This window comes from Marinobacter sp. M5B (assembly GCF_042604615.1).
Lineage (GTDB): Bacteria > Pseudomonadota > Gammaproteobacteria > Pseudomonadales > Oleiphilaceae > Marinobacter > Marinobacter salarius.
This window is the reverse complement of the sequence record NZ_CP156894.1, coordinates 3,080,958-3,103,017: the sequence shown is the minus strand read 5'-3', so window position 1 is coordinate 3,103,017 and position 22,060 is coordinate 3,080,958. Positions and strand designations below refer to the sequence as shown.

The 22,060-nt window shown below is 53.7% G+C and carries 21 protein-coding genes and 1 pseudogene; 16 read left to right on the top strand and 6 right to left on the bottom strand.

Annotation, left to right across the window (positions count from 1 at the left end; translation table 11 throughout):
* Nucleotides 1-29 precede the first annotated feature (29 nt).
* From tsaA to pilB, 5 genes are all read right to left on the bottom strand, one after another.
* The gene (gene tsaA, locus AAGD24_RS14060; protein WP_036209925.1) at nt 30-776 is read right to left on the bottom strand and encodes a tRNA (N6-threonylcarbamoyladenosine(37)-N6)-methyltransferase TrmO; all 747 of its coding nucleotides are present in this window, start codon (nt 774-776) and stop codon (nt 30-32) included.
* A 5-nt stretch (nt 777-781) separates the two neighbouring features.
* Complete coding sequence (gene coaE / locus AAGD24_RS14055; RefSeq protein WP_379865449.1) at nt 782-1,384, bottom strand: dephospho-CoA kinase; 603 nt, start codon at nt 1,382-1,384, stop codon at nt 782-784.
* Entirely contained in the window at nt 1,385-2,260 is an 876-nt protein-coding gene (locus tag AAGD24_RS14050; protein ID WP_379865447.1) for a prepilin peptidase, read from the bottom strand.
* 85 nt (nt 2,261-2,345) lie between these two features.
* On the bottom strand, nt 2,346-3,566 hold the full coding sequence (locus AAGD24_RS14045; RefSeq protein ID WP_126812063.1) for a type II secretion system F family protein: 1,221 nt from the start codon (nt 3,564-3,566) through the stop codon (nt 2,346-2,348).
* Between the two features lie 2 nt (nt 3,567-3,568).
* Complete coding sequence (gene pilB / locus AAGD24_RS14040; RefSeq protein WP_085679891.1) at nt 3,569-5,284, bottom strand: type IV-A pilus assembly ATPase PilB; 1,716 nt, start codon at nt 5,282-5,284, stop codon at nt 3,569-3,571.
* A 399-nt stretch (nt 5,285-5,683) separates the two neighbouring features.
* Between pilB and AAGD24_RS14035 the strand changes: the two genes are divergently transcribed.
* The 3 genes from AAGD24_RS14035 to AAGD24_RS14025 all read left to right on the top strand — a co-directional run bounded on the left by AAGD24_RS14035 (nt 5,684) and on the right by AAGD24_RS14025 (nt 8,315).
* The gene (locus AAGD24_RS14035) at nt 5,684-6,172 is read left to right on the top strand and encodes a pilin (protein WP_379867355.1); all 489 of its coding nucleotides are present in this window, start codon (nt 5,684-5,686) and stop codon (nt 6,170-6,172) included.
* 122 nt (nt 6,173-6,294) lie between these two features.
* A complete protein-coding gene (locus AAGD24_RS14030) occupies nt 6,295-7,812 on the top strand; it encodes an O-antigen ligase family protein (protein ID WP_379865445.1) in 1,518 nt (505 codons plus the stop codon).
* Between the two features lie 59 nt (nt 7,813-7,871).
* Nucleotides 7,872-8,315, top strand: a complete 444-nt coding sequence (locus AAGD24_RS14025; RefSeq protein ID WP_379865443.1) for a pilin — start codon at nt 7,872-7,874, stop codon at nt 8,313-8,315.
* A 58-nt stretch (nt 8,316-8,373) separates the two neighbouring features.
* On the opposite strand, the pseudogene AAGD24_RS14020 reads toward AAGD24_RS14025, so the two are convergent.
* Nucleotides 8,374-9,295, bottom strand: a pseudogene (locus tag AAGD24_RS14020) (MBL fold metallo-hydrolase RNA specificity domain-containing protein); the annotation flags it as partial.
* A 131-nt stretch (nt 9,296-9,426) separates the two neighbouring features.
* Here AAGD24_RS14020 and cysQ point away from each other — a divergent pair.
* From cysQ to AAGD24_RS13955, 13 genes are all read left to right on the top strand, one after another.
* Nucleotides 9,427-10,194: a 3'(2'),5'-bisphosphate nucleotidase CysQ gene (gene cysQ, locus AAGD24_RS14015; RefSeq protein WP_379865442.1), complete on the top strand. Its 768-nt coding sequence runs from the start codon at nt 9,427-9,429 to the stop codon at nt 10,192-10,194.
* Entirely contained in the window at nt 10,191-10,685 is a 495-nt protein-coding gene (gene rfaH, locus AAGD24_RS14010) for a transcription/translation regulatory transformer protein RfaH (protein WP_379865440.1), read from the top strand. Before cysQ ends, rfaH begins: the two co-directional genes overlap by 4 nt.
* A gap of 245 nt (nt 10,686-10,930) precedes the next feature.
* Complete coding sequence (locus AAGD24_RS14005; protein ID WP_379865438.1) at nt 10,931-12,424, top strand: capsule assembly Wzi family protein; 1,494 nt, start codon at nt 10,931-10,933, stop codon at nt 12,422-12,424.
* 16 nt (nt 12,425-12,440) lie between these two features.
* Nucleotides 12,441-14,939: an SLBB domain-containing protein gene (locus tag AAGD24_RS14000; protein WP_379865436.1), complete on the top strand. Its 2,499-nt coding sequence runs from the start codon at nt 12,441-12,443 to the stop codon at nt 14,937-14,939.
* The gene (locus tag AAGD24_RS13995) at nt 14,939-15,904 is read left to right on the top strand and encodes a Wzz/FepE/Etk N-terminal domain-containing protein (RefSeq protein ID WP_379865435.1); all 966 of its coding nucleotides are present in this window, start codon (nt 14,939-14,941) and stop codon (nt 15,902-15,904) included. The genes AAGD24_RS14000 and AAGD24_RS13995 overlap by 1 nt, the downstream gene beginning before the upstream one ends.
* Nucleotides 15,905-15,992: 88 nt before the next feature.
* Nucleotides 15,993-17,045, top strand: a complete 1,053-nt coding sequence (gene rfbB, locus AAGD24_RS13990; protein ID WP_379865433.1) for a dTDP-glucose 4,6-dehydratase — start codon at nt 15,993-15,995, stop codon at nt 17,043-17,045.
* Nucleotides 17,042-17,914: a glucose-1-phosphate thymidylyltransferase RfbA gene (rfbA, locus tag AAGD24_RS13985; RefSeq protein ID WP_379865431.1), complete on the top strand. Its 873-nt coding sequence runs from the start codon at nt 17,042-17,044 to the stop codon at nt 17,912-17,914. Before rfbB ends, rfbA begins: the two co-directional genes overlap by 4 nt.
* A complete protein-coding gene (locus AAGD24_RS13980; protein WP_379865429.1) occupies nt 17,911-19,011 on the top strand; it encodes a DegT/DnrJ/EryC1/StrS family aminotransferase in 1,101 nt (366 codons plus the stop codon). The genes rfbA and AAGD24_RS13980 overlap by 4 nt, the downstream gene beginning before the upstream one ends.
* Before the next feature lie 35 nt (nt 19,012-19,046).
* Nucleotides 19,047-19,961, top strand: a complete 915-nt coding sequence (locus AAGD24_RS13975; protein ID WP_379865428.1) for a hypothetical protein — start codon at nt 19,047-19,049, stop codon at nt 19,959-19,961.
* An 8-nt stretch (nt 19,962-19,969) separates the two neighbouring features.
* Entirely contained in the window at nt 19,970-20,542 is a 573-nt protein-coding gene (locus AAGD24_RS13970; RefSeq protein WP_379865426.1) for a hypothetical protein, read from the top strand.
* 25 nt (nt 20,543-20,567) lie between these two features.
* On the top strand, nt 20,568-21,497 hold the full coding sequence (locus tag AAGD24_RS13965) for a ketoacyl-ACP synthase III (RefSeq protein ID WP_379865424.1): 930 nt from the start codon (nt 20,568-20,570) through the stop codon (nt 21,495-21,497).
* 11 nt (nt 21,498-21,508) lie between these two features.
* Nucleotides 21,509-21,742 (top strand): phosphopantetheine-binding protein, encoded by a 234-nt coding sequence (locus AAGD24_RS13960; protein ID WP_379865423.1) that lies wholly within the window; start codon nt 21,509-21,511, stop codon nt 21,740-21,742.
* A gap of 97 nt (nt 21,743-21,839) precedes the next feature.
* Nucleotides 21,840-22,040 (top strand): hypothetical protein, encoded by a 201-nt coding sequence (locus tag AAGD24_RS13955; protein ID WP_379865421.1) that lies wholly within the window; start codon nt 21,840-21,842, stop codon nt 22,038-22,040.
* Nucleotides 22,041-22,060 lie beyond the last annotated feature (20 nt).

The window sequence follows — 22,060 nt, the reverse complement described above, 5'->3', positions numbered from 1 at the left end:
CTGTGTCGAAAAATCAACCGATCTGCAGTTTAACAGACCGTTAGCACTTCGACACGTTCCTGTGATTCATCATGGACAAAGCGGAAGCGCACGTTCAGATCGTACAAATGCGCTCCGTATATCCGTTCTTCATCCCGGCCACGCCGGAACGACGGGCGAGGGTCGTAGCTCACCACATCTTCTATCAAGTCTCGGAAATCCGGATACTGATCCGCTGGCAAGGCTGCGAGCTGTTGGTCAGCCTCATTCAGGAACACTACCGGTAGACGATCGGTCGGTGCGGACTCCGCCCAACCCAGGGTGGCTTCCGGGACTGAATCTGCAAATGGCAGATAGGGCTTGATGTCCAGGATGGGGGTGCCGTCGATAAGATCGTGGTCCCCAATCCGCAACACCAGGCGACCGCCCGCGTCCCGCGTCAGTCCTTCGTTTCGCACGACTGACAGCCCCAAGCTGTTGGGGCGGAAAGGTGACCGGCTGGCGAACACACCTATCTTTTTGTTGCCTCCCAGCCGGGGTGGCCGAACCACCGGCCGCCATTCCGCCCGTACCGCCTCATGGAACTGGAACGTCAGCCACAGGTGACTGGCCGTCTCCAACCCCCGGAACGCATCCTCGCGATCGAAGGGCGATTGGATGATCAGGTCAGCGTGGGCAAAGCGGGTCAGTCCTGGTTGTCGGGGTACACCAAACTTGTCCCGGAAGCAGGAACGGGTAATAGCGATGGGGGTCAGCGTCAAGGCATCAACGGCGGGGCGGGAGGGGTGTCGGCTCATAGACACTAGCGCCCAAAGGCTGCCAGGAACGTCTGGTGTAACTGTTCAACCTGACGCTCAACATCCATTATAGCCAGGTTGTTGTCCACCACGTCATCGGCTTTCCGGAGTCGTTGTTCTCGCGGCATCTGAGCGGCGATGATGCGTTCAACCTGCTCTCTGTCGTTGGTATCCCTGGCCATGGTTCTCTGGATCTGCACATCGACCGGCACATCCACCACGACGACTTTCTCGACCAGCTCATGCTGGTCGGTTTCCAACAACAAAGGCGACACCAGAAGCACATAGGGTAGGGAATAGTTATCCGGACGCAGTTGCCGCATCAGCTCCTCACGGATCACCGGGTGCAACAGCCTCTCGAGCCAAGCGCGCTCCTCCGGCGCATCGAATACGATTCGCCTCAGCGCCGCACGGTCCAGGCCGCCACCCGGCAGCAAGATCTCCTGCCCAAAATGCTCCGCAACCTTTTCAAGGGCAGGTGTGCCGGGTTCGACGACTTCGCGGGCAACATCATCCGCATCCACCCAGTGCACTCCCAGTGCTCCGAACAGCCGCGCGACCGTGGATTTGCCAGAACCGATTCCGCCGGTAAGGCCTACGACTGCCATTCAAACCCCCAGATAGGTAAACCAGGCTGCCTGAATTTCTGCCCCAAACCAAAGGCAGAGCAAACCCGCTGCCGCCAAATAGGGCCCGAACGGAATTGGCACTTCGCGGCCGTGCTTGCGGAACACCATCAAACTAATCCCCACAACGGCACCGACCAAAGACGACAACAAAATCACCGCCGGCAGCAATTCCCAGCCTAACCAAGCGCCCAGCGCCGCCAATAACTTGAAATCGCCGTGGCCCATGCCCTCCTTGCCGGTTACCAACTTGAACAACCAGTACACCGACCAGAGGGAGAGATAGCCCGCTACCGCACCCCAGAACGCGCTGCTGAATTCCGTCAGCACACCGAAATAATTCAGTATCAGCCCGAGCCACATGAGGGGCAGCGTCATGCTGTCTGGCAACAACTGGGTGTCGAAATCAATCACGGTCAGTGCGATCAATACCCACACCAACAGCAGAGACCATAATGCAGCCTCAGATGGCCCCATGACCAGAATGGTCACCACCGAAAACAGCGCGGTAATTGCCTCAATCATTGGGTATCGCGGTGAAATGCCCGTTTTGCAGGACGCGCACTTGCCGCCCAAAACCAGGTAGCTGATGACCGGGACGTTTTCCCAGGCGCGAATGCTGTGGCCGCAAGAAGGGCAGGTGGAGGCAGGTTTGGAGAGCGTAATCGGCTCATCGTTCTTGCGTTGCTCGTCTGATAGCTCCAGGAACTCTTCGCATTGGCAGCGCCAGTCCTGCTGCATCATCTTCGGCAGGCGAAGGATCACCACATTCAGGAAGCTACCGATGCAGAGGGAGAAGAAAATGACTGCGGTATAGAGAAGCCAGGGCGTGGCCAGGAACGTATCAACGGAAATCATCAAAACTCTCAATCTGTGCCATTAAAGCCCCCCTCCCATTGCGGAAGAGGGGTGGGGAGAGGGGTTGGTGAAAGGAAGGGCGTGATCAGCCAACCACCTGACCCATCTGGAAGATCGGCAGGTACATAGCGATGATCAAGCCGCCTACGAGTACGCCCAGTACCGCCATGATGATCGGCTCCAGCAGGGCTGTGAGGTTGTCGACCATGTCATCCACCACCGCTTCGTAATGGACGGCGACTTTCTCCAGCATTTCATCCAGGTTACCGGATTCTTCACCAATGGCAGTCAATTGCACTGCCATAACCGGGAACACATCCTGTTGGCGCATGGTGGCCTGTAATTGGGTACCGCTCGAAACATCGTTTTTTATTCGCTGGATAGCATCCCGATAAACGGCGTTGCCGGTCGCGCCGGCAACGGAGTCGAGCGCATCAACGAGCGGAACACCAGCCGCAAAGGTCGTGGAAAGTACGCGCCCAAACTTGGCAACGGCCGACTTATCCAGGATTTCGCCCACAACGGGCAGTTTCAGCACATATTTATCGACGAGATCCGAGAATTTCTGAGATCGTCGAATAGCTTCCTTGAACAGAAAGATAGTGCCGACAATGCCGAGTAAAACCACAAACCACCAAGTCTGAAGCCATTCCGACAACCGGACCACCATCTGTGTAAATACGGGCAGGTCCGCACCAAAGCCCTTAAACAGGCTTTCGAACTGGGGTACCACTTTAACCAGCAGGATGGCCGTCACAATGATAGCAACGACGACGATAGCGGCTGGGTAGGTCATGGCTTTTTTGACTTTCTTCTTGAGGATCTCCGTTTTCTCAAGATAGGTCGCGATGCGATCCAGCATGCTCTCCAGAGCACCCGCCTTTTCGCCAGAGTCCACGAGGTTGCAGTACAGATCATCAAAGTGCCTGGGGTACTTTTTCAGTGCGCCTGCAAAGCTCGTACCCGAAGAAATATCGTTACGGATGTTGGTAACCAACTCCTGAAGGCCCCTGTTCTCAAGGCCGTCAGCCACAATATCGAAACTCTGAACCAGTGGCACGCCAGCCTTCATCATGGTGGCGAGCTGGCGGGTAAGCATGGCGATGTCGAAAGGCGTGATCTTTTTGCTGCCGCCAAACAGGGGTTTTGGTTTCTTTTTCACCTTGTCTGGAATAATGCCCTGCTTACGCAACTGGGCCTTCACCAAAGCCAGGTTGGTGCCAGACACCTCGCCCTTGGTTTTGTTGCCCTTGCGGTCTTTGCCTTCCCAGACGAACGCCTGAAGTTTCTCTGCTTTCTCTGCCATGCTTAATCCTTCGTCACGCGGTTGGCTTCCTCAAGACTGGTCACGCCCTCAATGACTTTTTTGAGGGCAGACTGCCGCAAGTTCGGGAAGCCTTCGGCCTGTGCCTGCTTTGCAATTTTAATCGAACTGGCTTCTTCCATAATCATGTTCGCCAGCTCGTCGGTAATCTTGACCACCTCGTAAATCCCGACGCGGCCTTTATATCCACCATTGCATTTATCACAGCCCTTGGGACGGTACAACGTGAACCCTGTATCAATTTGTTCCTGTGTGAACCCCTCCGCTAAAAGCACGTCTTTGGGGATGTCGGCAGGTTGTCTACAAGAGTTACAAAGCCGACGGCCCAGTCGCTGGGCAATGATCAGGCTCACCGATGTGGCGATGTTGAAGGAGGGGACGCCCATGTTCATCATGCGCGTGAGCGTTTCCGCAGCACTGTTGGTGTGCAGGGTCGAGAGCACCAGGTGCCCTGTTTGTGCCGCTTTGATAGCAATGTTGGCCGTTTCCAGGTCGCGAATCTCACCCACCATGATGATGTCCGGGTCCTGGCGGAGGAAGGCTCTCAATGCCTCCGCAAAGCCGAGGCCCACCCTGGTATTGACGTTGACCTGGTTGATGCCTTCCAGGTTGATTTCCGCAGGGTCTTCGGCTGTGGAGATGTTCCTTTCTGGTGTGTTCAGTATGTTCAGGCCGGTATAAAGGGAAACCGTCTTGCCTGAGCCGGTGGGCCCCGTCACCAGTATCATTCCCTGTGGCTGCTCAAGGGCGTCCAGGTACAGTTGTTTCTGTTCTTCCTCATAACCCAGGACATCGATGCCGAGCTTCGCCTGACTTGGGTCCAGAATTCGCAGAACGATCTTTTCTCCCCACAGTGTCGGCAGAGTATTGACCCGGAAGTCGATGGCCTTGGTCTTGGACAGCTTCATCTTGATCCGGCCGTCCTGGGGGACCCGGCGCTCCGAGATATCCAGCTGCGCCATGATTTTTACCCGGGCAGAAATCTTCGGGGCCAGCTTGATGGAGGGCCGCGACATTTCTTTCAGAATGCCGTCGGTGCGGTATCGAACCCGATAGGTTTTCTCATAGGGTTCAAAGTGAACGTCCGAGGCCCCCCCGCGAATGGCGTCAAGAAGCATCTTGTTCACGTACTTCACGATGGGGGCATCGTCTACTTCGCTCGTCGCGGCAACGGCATCGTCTTCCTGGTCGCCGCCTTCCGTTTCAACGCCTTCAAGGTCGGCGTCATCCAGATCACCCATCGACGTATCGTGGGACTCAAGATACTTGTCGATGGCTTCCCGGAGCTTGGCGTCGTCAACCAGGATGGCGTCTGTACTCAGGCCGGTATTAAACTTGATTTCGTCCAACGCCTGGATGTTGGTCGGGTCGGAGACCGCAATAAACAGCCGGTTCCCACGTTTATAGAGCGGCAGGGCATTGTGTTTTCGTATCAGTTTTTCGTCTACGACCTTATCGGGCATCATCTCCGGCATAAAGGCGTTGAGATCGAGAACCGAAACACCGAACTCCATCGCAGCGGAGAAGGCGAGCCCTCCGCTGTTCGCCAGGTTGTTCTGTACCAGGTAGGTAATGAGTGGAATGCGGTTGTGGGATGCTTGAAGAAAGGCATCTTTCGCGGTGGATTCATCAATAAGCCCGTCATCGACGAAGCGTCTCGCCAGGCCCGTAAGCGTTACATTGCTTTTATTGGTAGACATAAATTGTGTAAAAAACGCTGCCTAAGTGTCTGAAACGGATGTTGGTCTGATGAAGTGAGTTTAGATGGCTGGCAACGGTTTGGAAAGGTGTGCGCTCAATGAAGTGGTCTCCATGTCTTGAAAGCTCGACGCACAGGGGTGCGTCATCTGACAATAATTGTCACCCAGTGACGCATGAGGGCATCGACTAGACCGCATTTGTCTGGGTGATAGATTTCACAATGTTTTATAAATTGCTGATACCAATAGGTTTGTGCTTGGTGCGGCTTAGTTGGCACGAGCAATGCTTAACGAAGCTCAGGCTCTAGATACCGGTCACGGGGTGCGACTCCGCCGGGCCCGGGCCGTATCGAGTGGATTAACGACAAATACAGAGGTCGACTAATGAAGAACATTCAAATGAATCACGCCCAGAAAGGTTTCACACTGATCGAATTGATGATCGTTGTTGCGATCATCGGTATCCTGGCCGCTGTTGCTATTCCTCAGTACCAGGACTACACCGCACGTACACAGGTTTCCCGTGTAGTTGGTGAAGTTAACGCGCTGAAATCGAGCGCCGAGAGCATCTTCAACAGCGGTGGTCAGATTGGTAATGCTGACGATCTGACAACCACTCCACGCACCATTGGTCTTGGTTGGACCGGTTCCAACTTGGTTGACGATACCAACGGTACGGCTGGTGATGGCCTAGCTATCACTAACCCCGCTGCGGCCGACATGTCTTACAATGTTGTTTTGGGTACTGATGCTTCTGGCGCAGTCGCTGGCGCAACGATCACAGTTAGTCGTTCTATCAGTGGTGCATGGTCCTGTGCGATTACCAACGGTGACCCGACCAAAGGTTGGAAAGACTCTTACGCACCGGCTGGTTGTCCTCACAGCTAAGTTGAACTGCCGTGCAGCTTGAAAAGCTGTAAGTCAGGAATACGCGAGAACCCCGCCATCCGGCGGGGTTTTTTGTGTATATTCATAAAGCTACGTTTCGACTTGGCAGGGAGAGAATGCGAGTGACTTATTCAAAGTTAAAATGGTGCGCATCTGATTTGGTTCGTCCGAACTCTTATAGCTTCCTGGCCTATTTTCTTCTACCTGTATTTATTGCAGTTTTTTTGATTTCGTTATTTCCAGATTTCCTACCCACCGTGTTCGGTGCCTATTCTGATCAGAGATTCTTTCAGCTAGGTCTATTGCTGGTTTCTGCTGTCGTGGCGCTGGTGTGGGCTCCCTCGACGGGTGAAAGCCAGAGGCTGATTTCCTCCAACTGGCCGGTTTTTCTTGTGTCGGCGGCGTTTCTGTTGCTCACGACTCCCAATTCATCTGGAGAGCATGCCTGGGTTGAACCCGGCATGTATGCGCTGTATTTCGCGTCTTTTGCGCTGATGGGCTGGCGGATTCACGAACAAGGCATATCCCAGTTTGCGGCAGTGGCGCTGGTCTATGTAGCGACGATTGGATGCTTTTTCTACGCAGCCATGACAATGACGGTTTATTTCTTCGCCATCGCAGATGAATTTTCTGAACTGACGGATATTATTCCTTGGGGTTTCGTCAATATGCGTTACTGGAGTCATATTGCGACCTGGTTGTTGCCAATACTGCCTTTGGCACTATTGTATGGCTCTTTTAGTAAGAACAGGTTATGGCATATCGGTGTCAGTTTTACGGCCGCGATCTGGTGGTGGATGATTTTTATGACCACTGCTAGGGGTTCTATGTTAAGCATTGCTCTGGCAGGCTTGGTGGTCTGTCTGTTGTTCGGCAGGGTAGCCTTTCCCTGGCTAGTAATCTCCTTTCGATTCATTGTGTTTGGTGGTCTGGCTTGGCTCTTGTTTTCCTTGGCGATCCCCAGTTTTGGCGCGGAGGATGTAACGGTCCGTACTCTTCACGCTGGGGGATCAGGACGTATACCGCTTTGGCTTGAGGCCTGGCATATGAGTTTGCACAACTTTCCGTTTGGAATGGGGGCTCAATCCTGGATCACTCACCAGGCAATCAGCGAAGGTTTTCCGAGTAGTAAAAGGCTGGGACACCCCCACAACATGTACCTGATGTGGGCAGCTGAATATGGCTGGCTGCTGCTTGCTGCAGTGGGGATTCTGATCGCGATGACATTGAGAAACCTCGTCACCAAAGCCGGGCAGATTCGGACCTGTGCCTACAAGCAGCCTGAAGTGTTGATTGCTTTTACCGCGTCTGCTATCGCAGGGCTTACGCACGCCGGCTTTTCCGCAGTCTTTATTATTCCCGCATCCATGCTTGTGGGCTTTCTTGTGCTGTCGGTTTTTTGGTCCTTAATTTTACGCCAGCCTTCCCGAGCAAAAGAACTATCGAAGCAGGGAGGGTCGACCACCACTCACGTGGTGCTTGCAATGGCCATAACCCTCGGCGGAGTCATGTGGTTCACGCAGGTTTGGGAATACCATCAGGCGATGGTCGCCGATTTGATTCAGTACGAAGAAAGACCCAATGCTGCGTACTGGCCAAGATTCTGGTTCCACGGAAATTTCCCGCGCCCCGAAGGTTAAGTTATTCTGGCCCAATGCTTGCATTGGCATGGTCATGCTTGATTTTCTGGAAGGTAACCATGTCTAAGAAGCACCAAGGCTTTACGCTGATCGAATTGATGATTGTCGTCGCAATCATCGGCATTATTGCTGCCATTGCAATACCCAGTTATCACGGTCATGTTATGAAATCCCAGGTAAATCGGACGCTTGGCGAGCTGGCTTCCTATAAGTCCGCAGTTGAAGAGCGATTAGCGCATGGAGCGACGGTCGACAATTCGGACATCGGCTATTCGCCATCATCCTTAACAACGGGCATTCCAGCGGTGGATATTGCGGTGTTGAATCCTGACGGTTCTGGTCACATCCAGGTGACCATGGGCGGCAATGCGCATAGTGACTTGGCGGGTGTGGTTATCCGTATGGAGCGGTCGGTAGCCGGGAATTGGCAATGCGTCATTGACCCAAGCAGTGCCCCTAATTGGAAGGGTCGGTATAGTCCCAATGGATGTACGGTGATCTGATTGCTTAGATGAAGTTGTGGATAGGGGGGGGGCGCATGCCCCCTCTCGAATTCACGAGTTATACCTCCATCTCGTCAAATAAGTCGGCCACCTCAACATCCCACCCAAACCTATCCCGTACCCGTTTTCGCATAACATCACTCGCCAAGGCCTCACCGTGGGTAATGTACACCTTTTGAGGGTTCAGGCTGCCGGCCCCGAGCCACTGTAGAATCTCGTTGTAGTCCCCATGTGCAGACAGCGACTCCAGGTTATAAACCTCCGCCTTAACCGGCCAGTACTCCCCGTGAATCTTCACCGATTCCGCCCCCTTCACAAGCGCATCGCCACGCGTGCCCGGTGCCTGGAACCCTGCAAACACAATACTGTTCCGTGGATTGGGTAGTAGTGTTTTCAGGTGGTGCAATACCCGCCCGCCACTGGCCATACCGCTGGCGGAAACGATCATGCAAGGATAGCGTACGCTGTTGAGTTCGATGGATTCCTCAACCGTCCGAACAAACTCGGTGTTCTCATCGATCATCCCGCACTGGGCGGCGTTGAGCTTGTGCTCCTTGTGGTGTCGGGAGAAGATCTCCGTGGCTTTGATCGCCATGGGGCTGTTCAGGTAGATCGGCATCTTTGGTATCCGGCCTTCCGCCATGATCTTGTGGATAAGATACAAAAGCATCTGTGCGCGCCCGACGGCAAAAGAGGGAATGAGCACAATACCACCGCGCCCTGCTGTTTTGGTGACAATGTCGGCCAGTTCGGACTCCGGTCGCTGTCCGCATGCAGCCTGTCGCCATAGGTCGATTCGTACGCGAATCCATACCTTTTACTGGTTCGAAGCGTTCGTGATAGTGCAGGGGCTGGAACTGCTTCAGCGCTTCTTTTGCGCCTTTCACCGTAGACAAAAGCTCCGGCTTCTCGTGCTTTGAGAACCCCTTTCTGAAAGCATATTTGGCGTCTTCCTCCTGCAGATAGCCGCTGTTGTCGATGTGTGCGCGTGCCCGCACCACCGAGGAATTGCAGTTTCATGAGAGGCGCCCCGTATTCTTTTTGATGTGTTACATCACTATCGCCCATAATAGCGCAAACGTAATTGACCTAACGCAGGAAGCCGACCCTCATGCACTACAGTTCCATCCTCCCCGATGTCCTGAAAATCGCAGACGCCGCCAGCGAAAAGGTGCTCAGCATCTACATGACGGACTTCAAGGTCGATTTTAAGGCGGACGAGTCGCCGATTACTGCGGCAGACGTCGCCAGCCATCGGGTGATTGTGGCAGGCCTGCGAAACCTCAGCCACGATATCCCCGTGCTTTCAGAAGAGGGTGCAGAGATTCCCTGGAGCGAGCGCAAACAGTGGCGACGCTTCTGGCTGATTGACCCGATTGATGGCACCAAGGACTTTACTCAGCGCACCGGTGAATTCACCGTAAACATCGCATTGATCGAAAACGGCGAACCCATTCTCGGTGTGGTCACAGCGCCAGCGTTAAAGGAAGCCTACTGGGGCCTGAAAGGCGAGGGCGCCTACAAGCGGGACCGCACTGGCCGCACCCGGCGGATCAGTGTGGTCGAGCCCGGCGAAACGAAACGTGTTGTGGCCAGCAAGAACCACCTGAACGACGAAACCAACGCCTTTATCGACAAGCTGGGCGCCCATGAACTGGTGCAGGCAGGCAGTTCCCTCAAGTTCTGCAAAATCGCCGAAGGCCATGCGGACATTTACCCAAGGCTGGGGCCAACTTGTGAGTGGGATACCGGTGCAGCTCACGCCGTGCTTTCGGCCGCCGGAGGTAAGGTGGAAACCTTGGAAGGCAAGCCTTTACAGTATGGCAAGGAAGAGGTACTAAACCCGCACTTCATTGCCGCTGGCAATTGGTACAAATGACCTGGTACGCATTGCAGCACAAACCCAGCCAGGGTGACCGCGCCCTGACTCATCTGCAAAATCAGGGCATCGCCTGCTTCTACCCGAAAATCACGGTGGAAAAAATCAAGGCTGGCAAGCGCACCAAAAAGCTGGAGCCACTGTTCCCCGGCTATCTGTTCGTGAACCTGGAGCAAACGGATCCCATGTGGGCCAAGCTACGCTCCACGAGAGGCATACTGCGGATTGTCAGCTTTGCCAATAAACCGGCCGCCATTTCGGACGATGTCATACAGCACATTGAAGACAGCCTGCACACCGTTGCGGAGCAGGGCGGCATCAAAACCGGACAGGCCGTGGATCTGGAAGACGGACCCTTTAAGGGTATTGGTGCCATTTTCCAAGCTTACGACGGCGAAGAGCGTGCCATTGTGCTGATCAGCTTTATGCAAAAGCAGCAAATGGTTAAAGTTTCCTTGTCGACAATTCGGCCCCGAGGATTGGATGAGTAAAACGTAATCAGACAAATTCCCGCCTAATGTCCATGCATTCACTACACTTTAACGAGACTTAACACTCTATCGGCGGGTCAAGCCCTGTGTCCGGACTTTTGTCACTTGCGTGTCATATTGGATGCCGTAAAATCGTCACGCTTTTGACACAGATGCTTCATCAACCGACAGGGATACAGTTGGGATTGGGTTGTTCCCTCCGTGTTGTTCGTTTTTCCTGTCATTTTTCAGAAAGTTGCCGGTATATGACCTTAAAACACTGGACTTTGGTCGGTGGGGCGGTAGCGTGCCTGATTGCCGCCACGTATTCTTCTGCGGCCTTTTCGGCACCCTGGCTGAAACCTGGCGACAACCGTGCCCGCTTTGCCCTGCAAAAACTGGCGGACAGGGGGCACCTGAACCGCACAACCTCCACCTGGCCGGTGATGATGGGCACGGTACACAGCGGCTTGGGCCAGGGCACTGGCAGCGACGCATCGGCCATTGGCGGCCCGCTGGCCTATATCAAGTTCGAAATGGACGAGCAGGGCAAACAGGGCTGGCGCGCGGAATACGAACTGGGCGCCACTAGCGAACCGACGTTTGTAAGAGGCTTTCAGGCCGGCCCCCGTGAAACGGCGGAGACAAGCTTCAATGTGCAATGGCAAGGTGAATCCTGGGCCTTCGGGGTAAAACCCGCCTTTGCTGCCAATCCGGAAGACGATGAATCCCTGCGCCTGGACGGCTCCTACCTTGCCGCCACTGCTGGCAATTGGGTGTTCGGCGCCGGGGCTATCGACCGCTGGTGGGGCCCGGGTTGGCAAAGCAGTTTGATTCTCTCCAACAACGCCCGCCCCATACCCGCAGTATGGCTGAACCGTAAGGACGCCGCAGAGCCGGAAACGAGCTGGTTGAAATGGATTGGCCCCTGGCAGTTCACCACCTTCGCTGGGCAACTGGAAAGCGAGCGCGCGGTGCCGGAAGCCAAGATGATCGGCATGCGCCTGACGGTAAGGCCCATCGACGGGCTGGATATCGGCTTCTCCCGCGCGATCATGTTCGGTGGCGAAGGCCGGCCGGAAGGCGCCTCCACCATCTGGAACGCCCTGGTCGGCCGCGACAATGGTCAACTGGAAGAGAATGATCCCGGAAACCAATTAGCCAGCATTGACGCGCGCTACGGCTTTTCCATTGGCGACCAGGCCATGGGTGTCTATGGCCAGATGATGGGCGAAGATGAAGCAGGTGCCTTTCCGGCTCGCAAATCCTGGTTATTGGGCACCGATTGGACTACCCAGTTGTTAGAGAGTGACCAGCAATGGTTTGTAGAGTACGCCAACACGTTGGCCGATGACTTTCTGGGTAATGCTATGCCCAACATCACCTACAACCATTCCCGCTATCAAAGCGGTTACCGCCACAAAGGTCGCAGCATGGGCTCCACTTTCGATGGCGATGCCGAAACTCTGATGATCGGCGCATTCAACTTTTTTCCGGATGGCCGTAACCTGTCGGCGTCTGTAAGCTATCTGGATCTCAATAAAGATGGTCAGAACCGTGCGATTGTAACTGACGACGACATATTCTATACCGTCCCGGATGGCAACCAAACGGCCGCTATGGTATCCGTGGGTTACGGTACACAATTTCTCAACGGCTGGTTGGACCTTACGGCCCAGGCCACCGACAAAAAGATAGAATTCATCAGCGGCGAGAAAGACCAATGGTCTGTTGGCGCCGCCTGGCGCTACCGCTTCTAAAAAACGGATTTACTAAGTGAACCTGACCAAACGACTATTAATGTCACTGGCGCTTGTGTTGCCAGTTACCACCGCTGCCCAATCCATTAGCCAGTCCCAGATTGAACAGTTCAAGAGCATGCCACGGGCACAGCAGGAGGCCTTGGCGCGCCAATACGGGGTAGATCTGGATTCCATTGCCGGCTCTGCAAGCCAGCAAAACCAGCGGCCACAGAACGTGAACGTGGTAGAGCCGGTTGACGCCATTTCCGATGAAGAGAGGGAGCGTGCCCGGCAAGAGCAGGACAATAATGAAGAGCAGGACCGCAAGAACGGCGGCCTGAAGCCTTATGGGTACGATCTGTTCGTTGGAAGCCCCACAACATTTGCGCCAGTGACGGAAATTCCCATTCCCAACGACTACACCCTGGGGCCTGGCGATATACTGCGGGTACAGCTCTGGGGCAAGGAAAACCAGCAACTGGAGCTGCCCGTTTCCCGGGATGGCACCATTAGCTTTCCGCAGTCAGGCCCCCAAACCGTTGCGGGTCTGACGTTTGATCAAGCCAGGGAGCAGATTAAGAAAAGGGTCTCCGAGCAGTACATCGGCGTGCAGGCGAGTGTTTCTTTGGGAGAGCTGCGCAGCATGCGGGTGTTTGTGCTGGGGGAGGCCAGAAATGCCGGTTCCTACACCGTCAGCTCCCTCTCCACCATCACCAATGCTCTTTACGTTTCCGGCGGTATCAAGCGCACTGGCTCCCTGCGCAAGATTCAACACAAGCGAGACGGCGAACTGATCGGCGAACTGGACCTGTACGACCTGCTACTGGCGGGCGACACCTCCGATGACAATCGTCTGCAACCCGGAGATGTAATTTTCATCCCTCCGGTTGGAGACCGTGTAGGCATAGACGGTGAAGTCTACCGCCCCGCGCTCTATGAGCTGAAAAATGGCACCAACCTTCAGGAACTGGTGAATCTGGCTGGCGGCCTTACACCGCAGGCCTATCCGCAGCTGGTGCGTATTGAGCGGAACAATGACGACTTCCTGCGCATCATCGCCGAAGCCAATCTCACCACCGCAAAAGGCAAGCAGGCAAAGGTCAAACCCGGTGACCGCATAGAAGTGGCCTCCATCTCCGACATCACTGGGCAATATGTGGAAGTGAAAGGGGCGGCCACCCGCCCCGGCAAGTTCGCCTGGGTTCCCGGCATGCGAGTAAGCTCGGTGATCAATAATCTGGACACCGACCTAGTGCCAGTGGCTGACCAGCGGTATGCCGCCCTTGTTCGCACCGATCCAAAGACCGACGAAGTATCCGTGCTGAACCTTCGGCTGCGTGACGCCATTCAGAACCCCGGAAGCGAACAGGACATACTGCTCGAAGAACAAGATCGCCTGCTGATCTTCTCAGATGCTGGCAAAGTAGATGGCGGGGAAGAAGGCCGTAACTTTACCAGGCAACAATTATTCAGCCCAGTACTGCAAAGGCTCAAAGCCCAGGCCAAACCAGGCGCCCCACAACAGACGATTCAGGTGACTGGCCCGGTACGCTACCCGGGCGAATACCCTTTGCCTGCCTCAAGGCAGGTAGCAGATGCAATATACGTAGCCGGCGGCCTTAAAGACTCCGCTTCTCTCTATACCGCCGAACTGGCGCGCTTCGGTGTGGACGACGAAGGCACCGGTAAAACCAGGATCCAGAACCTGAACCTGCAGGCCGTGATGGAAGGCCAGGCCTCTGTCACCCTCAAAAGCCGGGATCGCTTGCTGATCAAATCCATACCGGAATTTGCTCGAGCCAAAACCATTGAGCTGAATGGAGAGATCCGCTACCCCGGTCAGTACACCATTCGCAACGGAGAAACCCTTGGCGATGTCATCAAACGCGCAGGCGGCCTTACCGACAATGCCTTCCCGGAAGGCGCTGTATTTACCCGCGAAAAACTACGCCAACTGGAAGCCCAGCGCCTACGTGAAGCGGAAGAAAGGCTGCAGGGCGACCTGGTAGGTGTGCAATTGGAAGGCGACGATTTCGGAGGCGAGAATGCCAAACGCACCCAACAGGTTCAGGATCTATTGGAAGAAGTGCAGGACTCCCGCCCCGTCGGCCGAATGGTGATCAACCTCGCATCGGTTGTGGAGAGCGATGACTACCAGCCCATCCGTCTTCAGGATGGTGACACGTTGACCGTTCCTGTCATCCCTCAATCAGTCAGCGTATTTGGTGAAGTACAGTTTCCCACCAGTCACCTTCACACGCAGGGGCTAACCGTGGATGACTACCTCGATCGTAGTGGCGGCCCAACCCGCCAAGCGGATCAGGAAAGGGTGTACGTGGTGAAGGCCGACGGCTCGGTGATGCTGCCAGAGAAAAGTCGCTGGTTTGGTGGCCGCAGCCAGCAACTGGCACCGGGTGACACCATTATTGTGCCCATTGATGTGGACAGGCTGAACCAGTTGGAGCTATGGACTAACGTGAGTCAGATTGTTTATCAGATGGCGTTGGGTGCAGCGGCTGTGGGGAACCTTTAATGAGTGAGCAAACCACAACGTACCAACAACGTTCTGAACTGCTGCAGTATCCGGATGATGAAATCGACCTTAGGGAGTTGTTCGTAACACTTTGGGCTGGTAAATGGATAATCATCCTGATCACTACACTCTTTGCCGCCGGCGGTGTTGCTTACGCCCTTAGCAAGCCGGACATATACCAAGCGAACGCACTGCTCGCGCCCGCAGATGGCGAAAATGGGGGCCGCCTTGGTGGTCAATTAGGCAGCCTGGCCAGTCTTGCTGGCGTTAGTATCGGAAGGGATGGGGCCAACAAGACAGTCATCGCCAAAGAAGTACTTCAGTCGAGAGCGTTTCTGACTGACTTCATTGATCGCCATCAACTCGCGGCTTCACTCATGGCGACGAAGGAGTGGAATACCCAGCAGGCAAAGTGGGTCTATAATCGTGAAATCTACAACCCTGAAAATGGTGAATGGGGTAAAGGTGACGATGGCAAAAGTTTAAAGCCAACCAGTTGGGACCTTGTAAAAAAATTCAAGGGAGGCCATTTGAGTGTTGTTGAAAATAAAGACAACGGGATGATCACCGTAAGTGTGAAAAGCCGCTCTCCAGTGGCTGCAATGCATTGGACCGAGTGGTTGGTCAAAGACATCAACGAACGTATGCGAGCTCAAGATATTGAAGATGCGGAAGCCAGCATCAGATACCTCAAAGACAAGCTTGATGAAACGAACATTGCAGGTATGCAGCAGGTGTTTTATCAACTGATAGAAAGTGAAACACGTACAGTGATGTTGGCAAACGCGCAACAAGAATACGTTTTCAAAACCGTAGATCCAGCCGTCGTTCCCCAAGAAAAAAGCGAACCCAAGCGAGCATTGATCGCTGTGGTTGCCACCATGCTGGGCGGAATGCTAGGCGTATTCATCGTTTTCGTCCGAGCGTTCATCCCCAGTGGTAAAGATGAGCCTGAGAAAACGTAGGTCGGATAGAGCAAAGCGAAATCCGATAACTCAGAGCAAAACCGGACACTCGAAGCATCAAACACCATCAGCAAATAACGACCCATCTATGAAACTCCTGATAACCGGCGGCGCCGGCTTCATAGGCTCCGCAGTCATCCGTCACATTATCAACAACACCAACGATGATGTGGTCAACCTGGACAAGCTCACTTATGCCGGCAATCTCGAAAGCCTGGAAGAAGTCAGCGAAAGCAGCCGCTATGTCTTTGAGCAAGTCGACATCTGCAATCGAGCCAAAGTAGACCGTGTACTGGCTGTGCATCAACCAGACGCCATCATGCATCTGGCGGCTGAAAGCCACGTAGACCGCTCCATAGACGGTCCTGCAGCCTTCATTGAAACCAACATAGTCGGAACCTACACCCTACTGGAAGCTGCTCGTCAATACTGGAATGATCTGGATGCGGAGCGTCGCGAGAACTTCCGCTTTCACCATATCTCCACCGACGAGGTTTATGGTGATCTTGAAGGCACCAATGATCTTTTTACCGAGACCACTTCCTACGCCCCGAGCAGCCCATATAGCGCTAGTAAGGCCAGCTCCGACCACTTGGCTCGAGCCTGGCAGCGCACCTACGGGCTCCCGGTTCTGGTAACCAACTGCAGCAACAACTATGGCCCCTATCACTTCCCGGAAAAGCTCATCCCATTAGTTACCCTAAACGCCTTGGAGAGCAAGCCCCTCCCTGTCTACGGCAAAGGCGACCAGATCCGCGACTGGCTTTACGTAGAAGACCACGCCCGCGCGCTGTATAAGGTGGTCACCGAAGGCAAGCCAGGCGAAACCTACAATATCGGCGGCCACAACGAAAAGCAGAACATTGAAGTAGTCCAGACCATCTGCGATATCCTCCAGGAACTACGCCCTCAGGAAAATAACTACCGGGATCTGATCACCCACGTAAAAGATCGTCCGGGCCATGACCTTCGATACGCCATAGATGCCAGCAAAATTCAGCGGGAACTTGGCTGGTCCCCGGAAGAAACCTTCGAAACCGGCATCCGCAAAACCGTCGAGTGGTACCTCAACAACCTCGATTGGTGTCAACGTGTACAGGACGGCAGTTATCAAAGAGAACGTCTGGGAGCAGCACTATGAAAGGGATAGTCCTGGCAGGCGGTTCCGGAACACGCCTCTACCCGATAACACTGGGCACCTCCAAACAGCTCCTGCCGGTGTACGACAAACCCATGATCTACTACCCGCTCTCCGTACTCATGCTGGCGGGCATCCGGGACATCCTCATCATCACCACCCCGGAAGATCAGGCAAACTTCAAACGCGCCCTCGGAACGGGCGAACAGTTCGGCATAAACCTGAGCTACGAAGTACAGCCAACCCCAGATGGCCTTGCCCAGGCGTTTATCATTGGCGAAGAGTTCATAGGCAGCAGCAACGTATGCCTGGTATTGGGTGATAACATTTTCTATGGTCAAGGCTTTACCCCAAAGCTAAAGCAAGCTGCACAGCGCTCTGAAGGGGCCACCGTATTTGGATATCAGGTAAAAGACCCGGAGCGCTTCGGAGTAGTGGAGTTTGATGACAACAAGCGAGCCATCTCCATTGAGGAAAAGCCGGAAAAGCCAAAGTCCCACTACGCGGTCACTGGCCTTTATTTCTACGACAACATCGTGGTAGAAATCGCCAAACAGGTAAAACCCAGTCACCGTGGCGAACTGGAAATCTCCGACATAAATCGCGCCTACCTGGAGCAGGGCAAGCTTAACGTGGAACTGCTTGGCCGTGGTTTTGCCTGGCTGGATACCGGAACACATGAAAGTCTGCTGGAAGCCGCGCAGTTTGTGGAAACGATTGAAAAGCGGCAAGGCTACAAGATTGCCTGTCTGGAAGAAATCGCGTTCAACCAGGAATGGTTAAGCAAGGAACAATTGCAAGCCCAAGCCGATCAATTGAAGAAAAATGGTTATGGCGACTACTTGCAGGATATTCTGGAAGACACTCTATGATCCCGGTAACCAAGCCATACCTCCCGAGTCGGGAAAAGTTGAACCAATACATAGACGGAATCTACGAGCGCCAATGGTTAACTAATAACGGACAACTAGTTCAGCAGCTCACTCAAAGACTGAAAGAGCATCTGGGTGTGGAAAACCTTCTGCTGGTATCCAATGGCACCTTGGCGTTACAAATCGCCTACCGCGCTCTGAATGTCAGTGATGCAACCCCCGGCGCACAGCCGGAAGCTATCACCCCCCCTTTTACCTTCATCGCCACCGCCAGTTCCCTGAAGTGGGATGGCATACGGCCAGTATTTGCAGACATCGACCCAAATACCTGGTGTTTGAACCCGAGTAATATCGAAGCGGCTATTAACCCCATGACTCGTGCGATCGTGCCGGTGCACGTATTCGGCAACGCCTGCGATGTAGAAACCATCGGCGCCATCGCCCGAAAGCGCAACCTGAAAGTCATCTACGATGCGTCACATGCCTTCGGTGTGAACTATAAAGGCGAAAGCCTGCTTAAACATGGCGACGCCGCCACCCTAAGCTTCCACGCCACCAAGTTTTTTCACACAGGCGAGGGCGGGGCCATTATCTTTAAGCGCAAGGTAGATCTAGAACGGGCGAAGAATATAATCAACTTCGGCATCACCGGGCCTGAGAGTATTGAAGAGCTAGGCATCAACGCCAAGATGAACGAATTACAGGCGGCGATGGGTTTGTGTGTGCTGGATGAAATTGAACAAATCAGCGCAGATCGCCAAGCCGTTAGTGAGGCCTACGACCGTCTTCTCGAGGGCAATCTTCAGAAACAGATTATTCAAGCTGGTGCTAGCCATAACCATGCCTACTATCCGGTTGCATTGGGAGATGAGGCGCAGGTAGTCCAGCTTATGTCTTCACTTCGTGATTCGGGTGTCCATGCGCGCCGTTATTTCTATCCGTCCTTGGATTCAGTGGTTTCTCTGGATGCACAGTCAACGGTGTGTTCCGAGTCGAGAAAGCTCTCTGAGCGCATTGTCTGTTTGCCAATTTATTCCGGCTTGAGGACTGAAGAGGTTGAGATGATATCCAAGAAGGTTTTGGAGGTTACTCGATGATAGATCGGCCAACAGGTGCCTTTTTCAGGACACCGGTGAAATCTTCAAAAATCGTCGCCTTTCTTGAGGCGATGGGTGGCCCGATCAAACTTGCCGGTGCGGAAGACCTAGAATTGACGGGCACCTGTGATTCCCGTGCCGGTGGCCATAAGCAACTGGTGTTTGCTAATTCCGAGAATTATGGCAAAGGCGTAGATTTAACAGGCTCCTTTGTTTTGACAGATGAATTGCCGGATAAATCAATCCAAGGCTCCAATCAGTTCTGTGTGGTCTCAGATCCCAGAGCTGCGTTTATGGATGTGCTTACGTGGTTGATTGGTTCCACAGGCGTAGATGCCCATTGGTGTGGCTACACGGATGATGCTGCGGTCTCGAGTGAGGCGCAGGTTGCAAGCTCAGCCGTTATCGAACATGGCGTCGAAGTAGGTGCGGGCAGCGTCATTTGTGCCGGGGCCGTTATCAAGCGTGGTACACGGATTGGCAGGAACACCGTCGTTCGGGAGAACGTTGTGATTGGCAGCGACGGGGTGACAGTGTATCGGGCGGCTGATGGCCGATTGCTCAAATTTCCCCATGTGGGGGGTGTGTCTATTGGCGACAACACTGAAATAGGTGCAAATGCTGTGATTGCCGGTGGCATTCTAGCCCCAACGTTTATCGGGACCGATGTGGTGATCGGTAATCTGTGCAACGTAGGTCATGGCGCAGTTGTCGAGTATGGGGTCTGGATGTCCGTAGGGTCATTGCTTGGTGGTCATACCACGGTGAACGCTGGAGCGACCATCGCAATGGGCGCTAGTGTTCGGGACAATCTGGTAATCGGCGCAGAGGCATCGCTGGGTATGGGCAGTGTTGTGGTCAAAAATGTTGAGCCCAACCATTCAATGTTCGGCAATCCTGCTAGGCGCATGGTAGGCCTGAAAACCGGCCCCAAACGATCGATAGGTTAGGAGTTGTTATGTCGGAAGTGCTGAAATTCGTGTTCAAGGGCAACCGAAACTATATCCAAGGAACCAGTTTGTTTAATGCGTTGGTTGAGGTAGCCGATCAGAGAGGATTGGCGGAATGCAATATCAATGTGTCATTTAAACATATGATCCACAACCCAGTTTGCATTCTGGAGGAACGGGCGCCAACAGCAGCGGATGCGGTAGTCGCTAAAATAACCGAGCCTGACGGCGAGAGTTACTCGCTCTGTATCAATGCAGCGATTGAAACTGAAGAAGCGGTGCGACAGGGGTTTGATGAGCCGGAAGCCTGCCGTGGCTCTATTGTCGGGGATAGGTCTATCGTTCAGAACAACCCCCACCATGCGGACAGAATTGAACTGCTCGTATCGCTCTGCAAGAAAATGCACCAGCACTGCGTGGATAGCTCCAAGAAATGGCTTTTCTCCCGATATGATGGTCGACTCCCAATTCCGGCTATGGATAAAGTGGAGCTTCGCATCACCAGACAGGTGGGCACACGGCTAACCTGCAGCGATGTCCTGGTCAATGGCGAGAAAATCGCTGACATGTACTTTTCTTGACACATCAGAACAATAGGAGCCACTCATGTTAGGGATTCAGTCGGTAGCGAGTCATCTCCCGAAAGGCCGAGTCGATAATCTGAAGCAGGCAGACCGGTTTGAAACAGATCGCGAGTTTGTCGAGCAAAAAATCGGCGTCGCAACTCTGCCTCGGTTTGAAGAGACAGATAGCGTTGTTAGTGCAAGCGTTGCAGCCTTTGATCGCCTGTGTGAAGAAGAGAATATTGATAAGTCAAAGATCGAGTGCGTGGTTCTGTGTACTCAAAACCCGGACAACGGCGGTTTGCCGCACAACTCAGCTCTGGTTCACGCTGCTCTGGAACTACCGGAAGAATGCGCATGCTTTGATATCGGGCTCGGATGCTCCGGGTATGTATACGGTCTAAGTGTGATTCAGTCATTTATGGCTGCGAACGGGATGAAAAAGGGGTTGCTCTTTACCTGCGATCCTTATTCCCGAATTCTTGATCCGGAAGATAAAAACACTTGCCTTCTGTTTGGTGATGCCGCATCTGTTACGTTGATCAGCGACACCCCGCGTTACACGCTGGCTACAGCGAAATTCTCAACGAAAGGTGCTGGTAGCGAGGCTCTCCAGAAGACTACTCGTGGCCTGGAAATGAACGGCCGAGCTGTGTTCAACTTTGCTTTGCAGGATGTGCCAAAGCAGATCAAACGTACGCTGGCATCTGCGGACTTGACTGCTGAGGAAGTTGACCTGTTTTTGCTGCATCAAGGCAGCCGTTTTATGCTGGAAAACACCATAAAGAGAGCAGGCATACCAGTTGAGAAGGCCCCCATCAGGCTCTCCGAAACCGGCAACACTGTCTCGTCGTCTATCCCGCTCCTGCTGGAGACAGAACTGGATAACAGCCCTCGAAGACTTCTTATGTCAGGCTTCGGTGTTGGGTTGTCTTGGGCGACCGCAATTTATGAAGAAGTAAAACCAAGCTAATAGGAAACATTATGAACCGCGAAGAAGCTGTAAAAATCGTTATGTCCATGCTGGAAAAGAATGTTCAAGACCTCGAAATGTCTGAAGACAAGATGGGCGAGACACTTGTGGGCCTGGGTGTGGATTCACTGGATGTGATGTTGGTGATTATGGATGTGGGTGAGGCTGCTGGGGTTTCTATCAGTGATGATGAGGCTGAGGGGTTGGATACGCCTGAGAAGATTGTTGAATTTATTTTGAAATGATAATTCCCAATTATCGAGCAGCGGCGAAGGGCCAATCTGGCGGGTTAACGGGACGAACAAAACGCTCTAGCGAACACCTTGGAGAAACCTGTTCGCCATGAAAGCCTTGATTATGAACCAGCATATTCCGGAGCTGACTGAACAGTTCGATAAGCCCTTGGTCATCTGGGTCACCGCGACCCGATCTTCAAAATCCGGCCTGTACTGGAAGCCCGAAAGCGCCAGTACGGTGATATCAGCACCTGGTACTCATAAGAATACCCGCACCTCGAAGACCTGGATCCCCTTGATTTCGTAGCTGGCCGAAACGCTGCAATC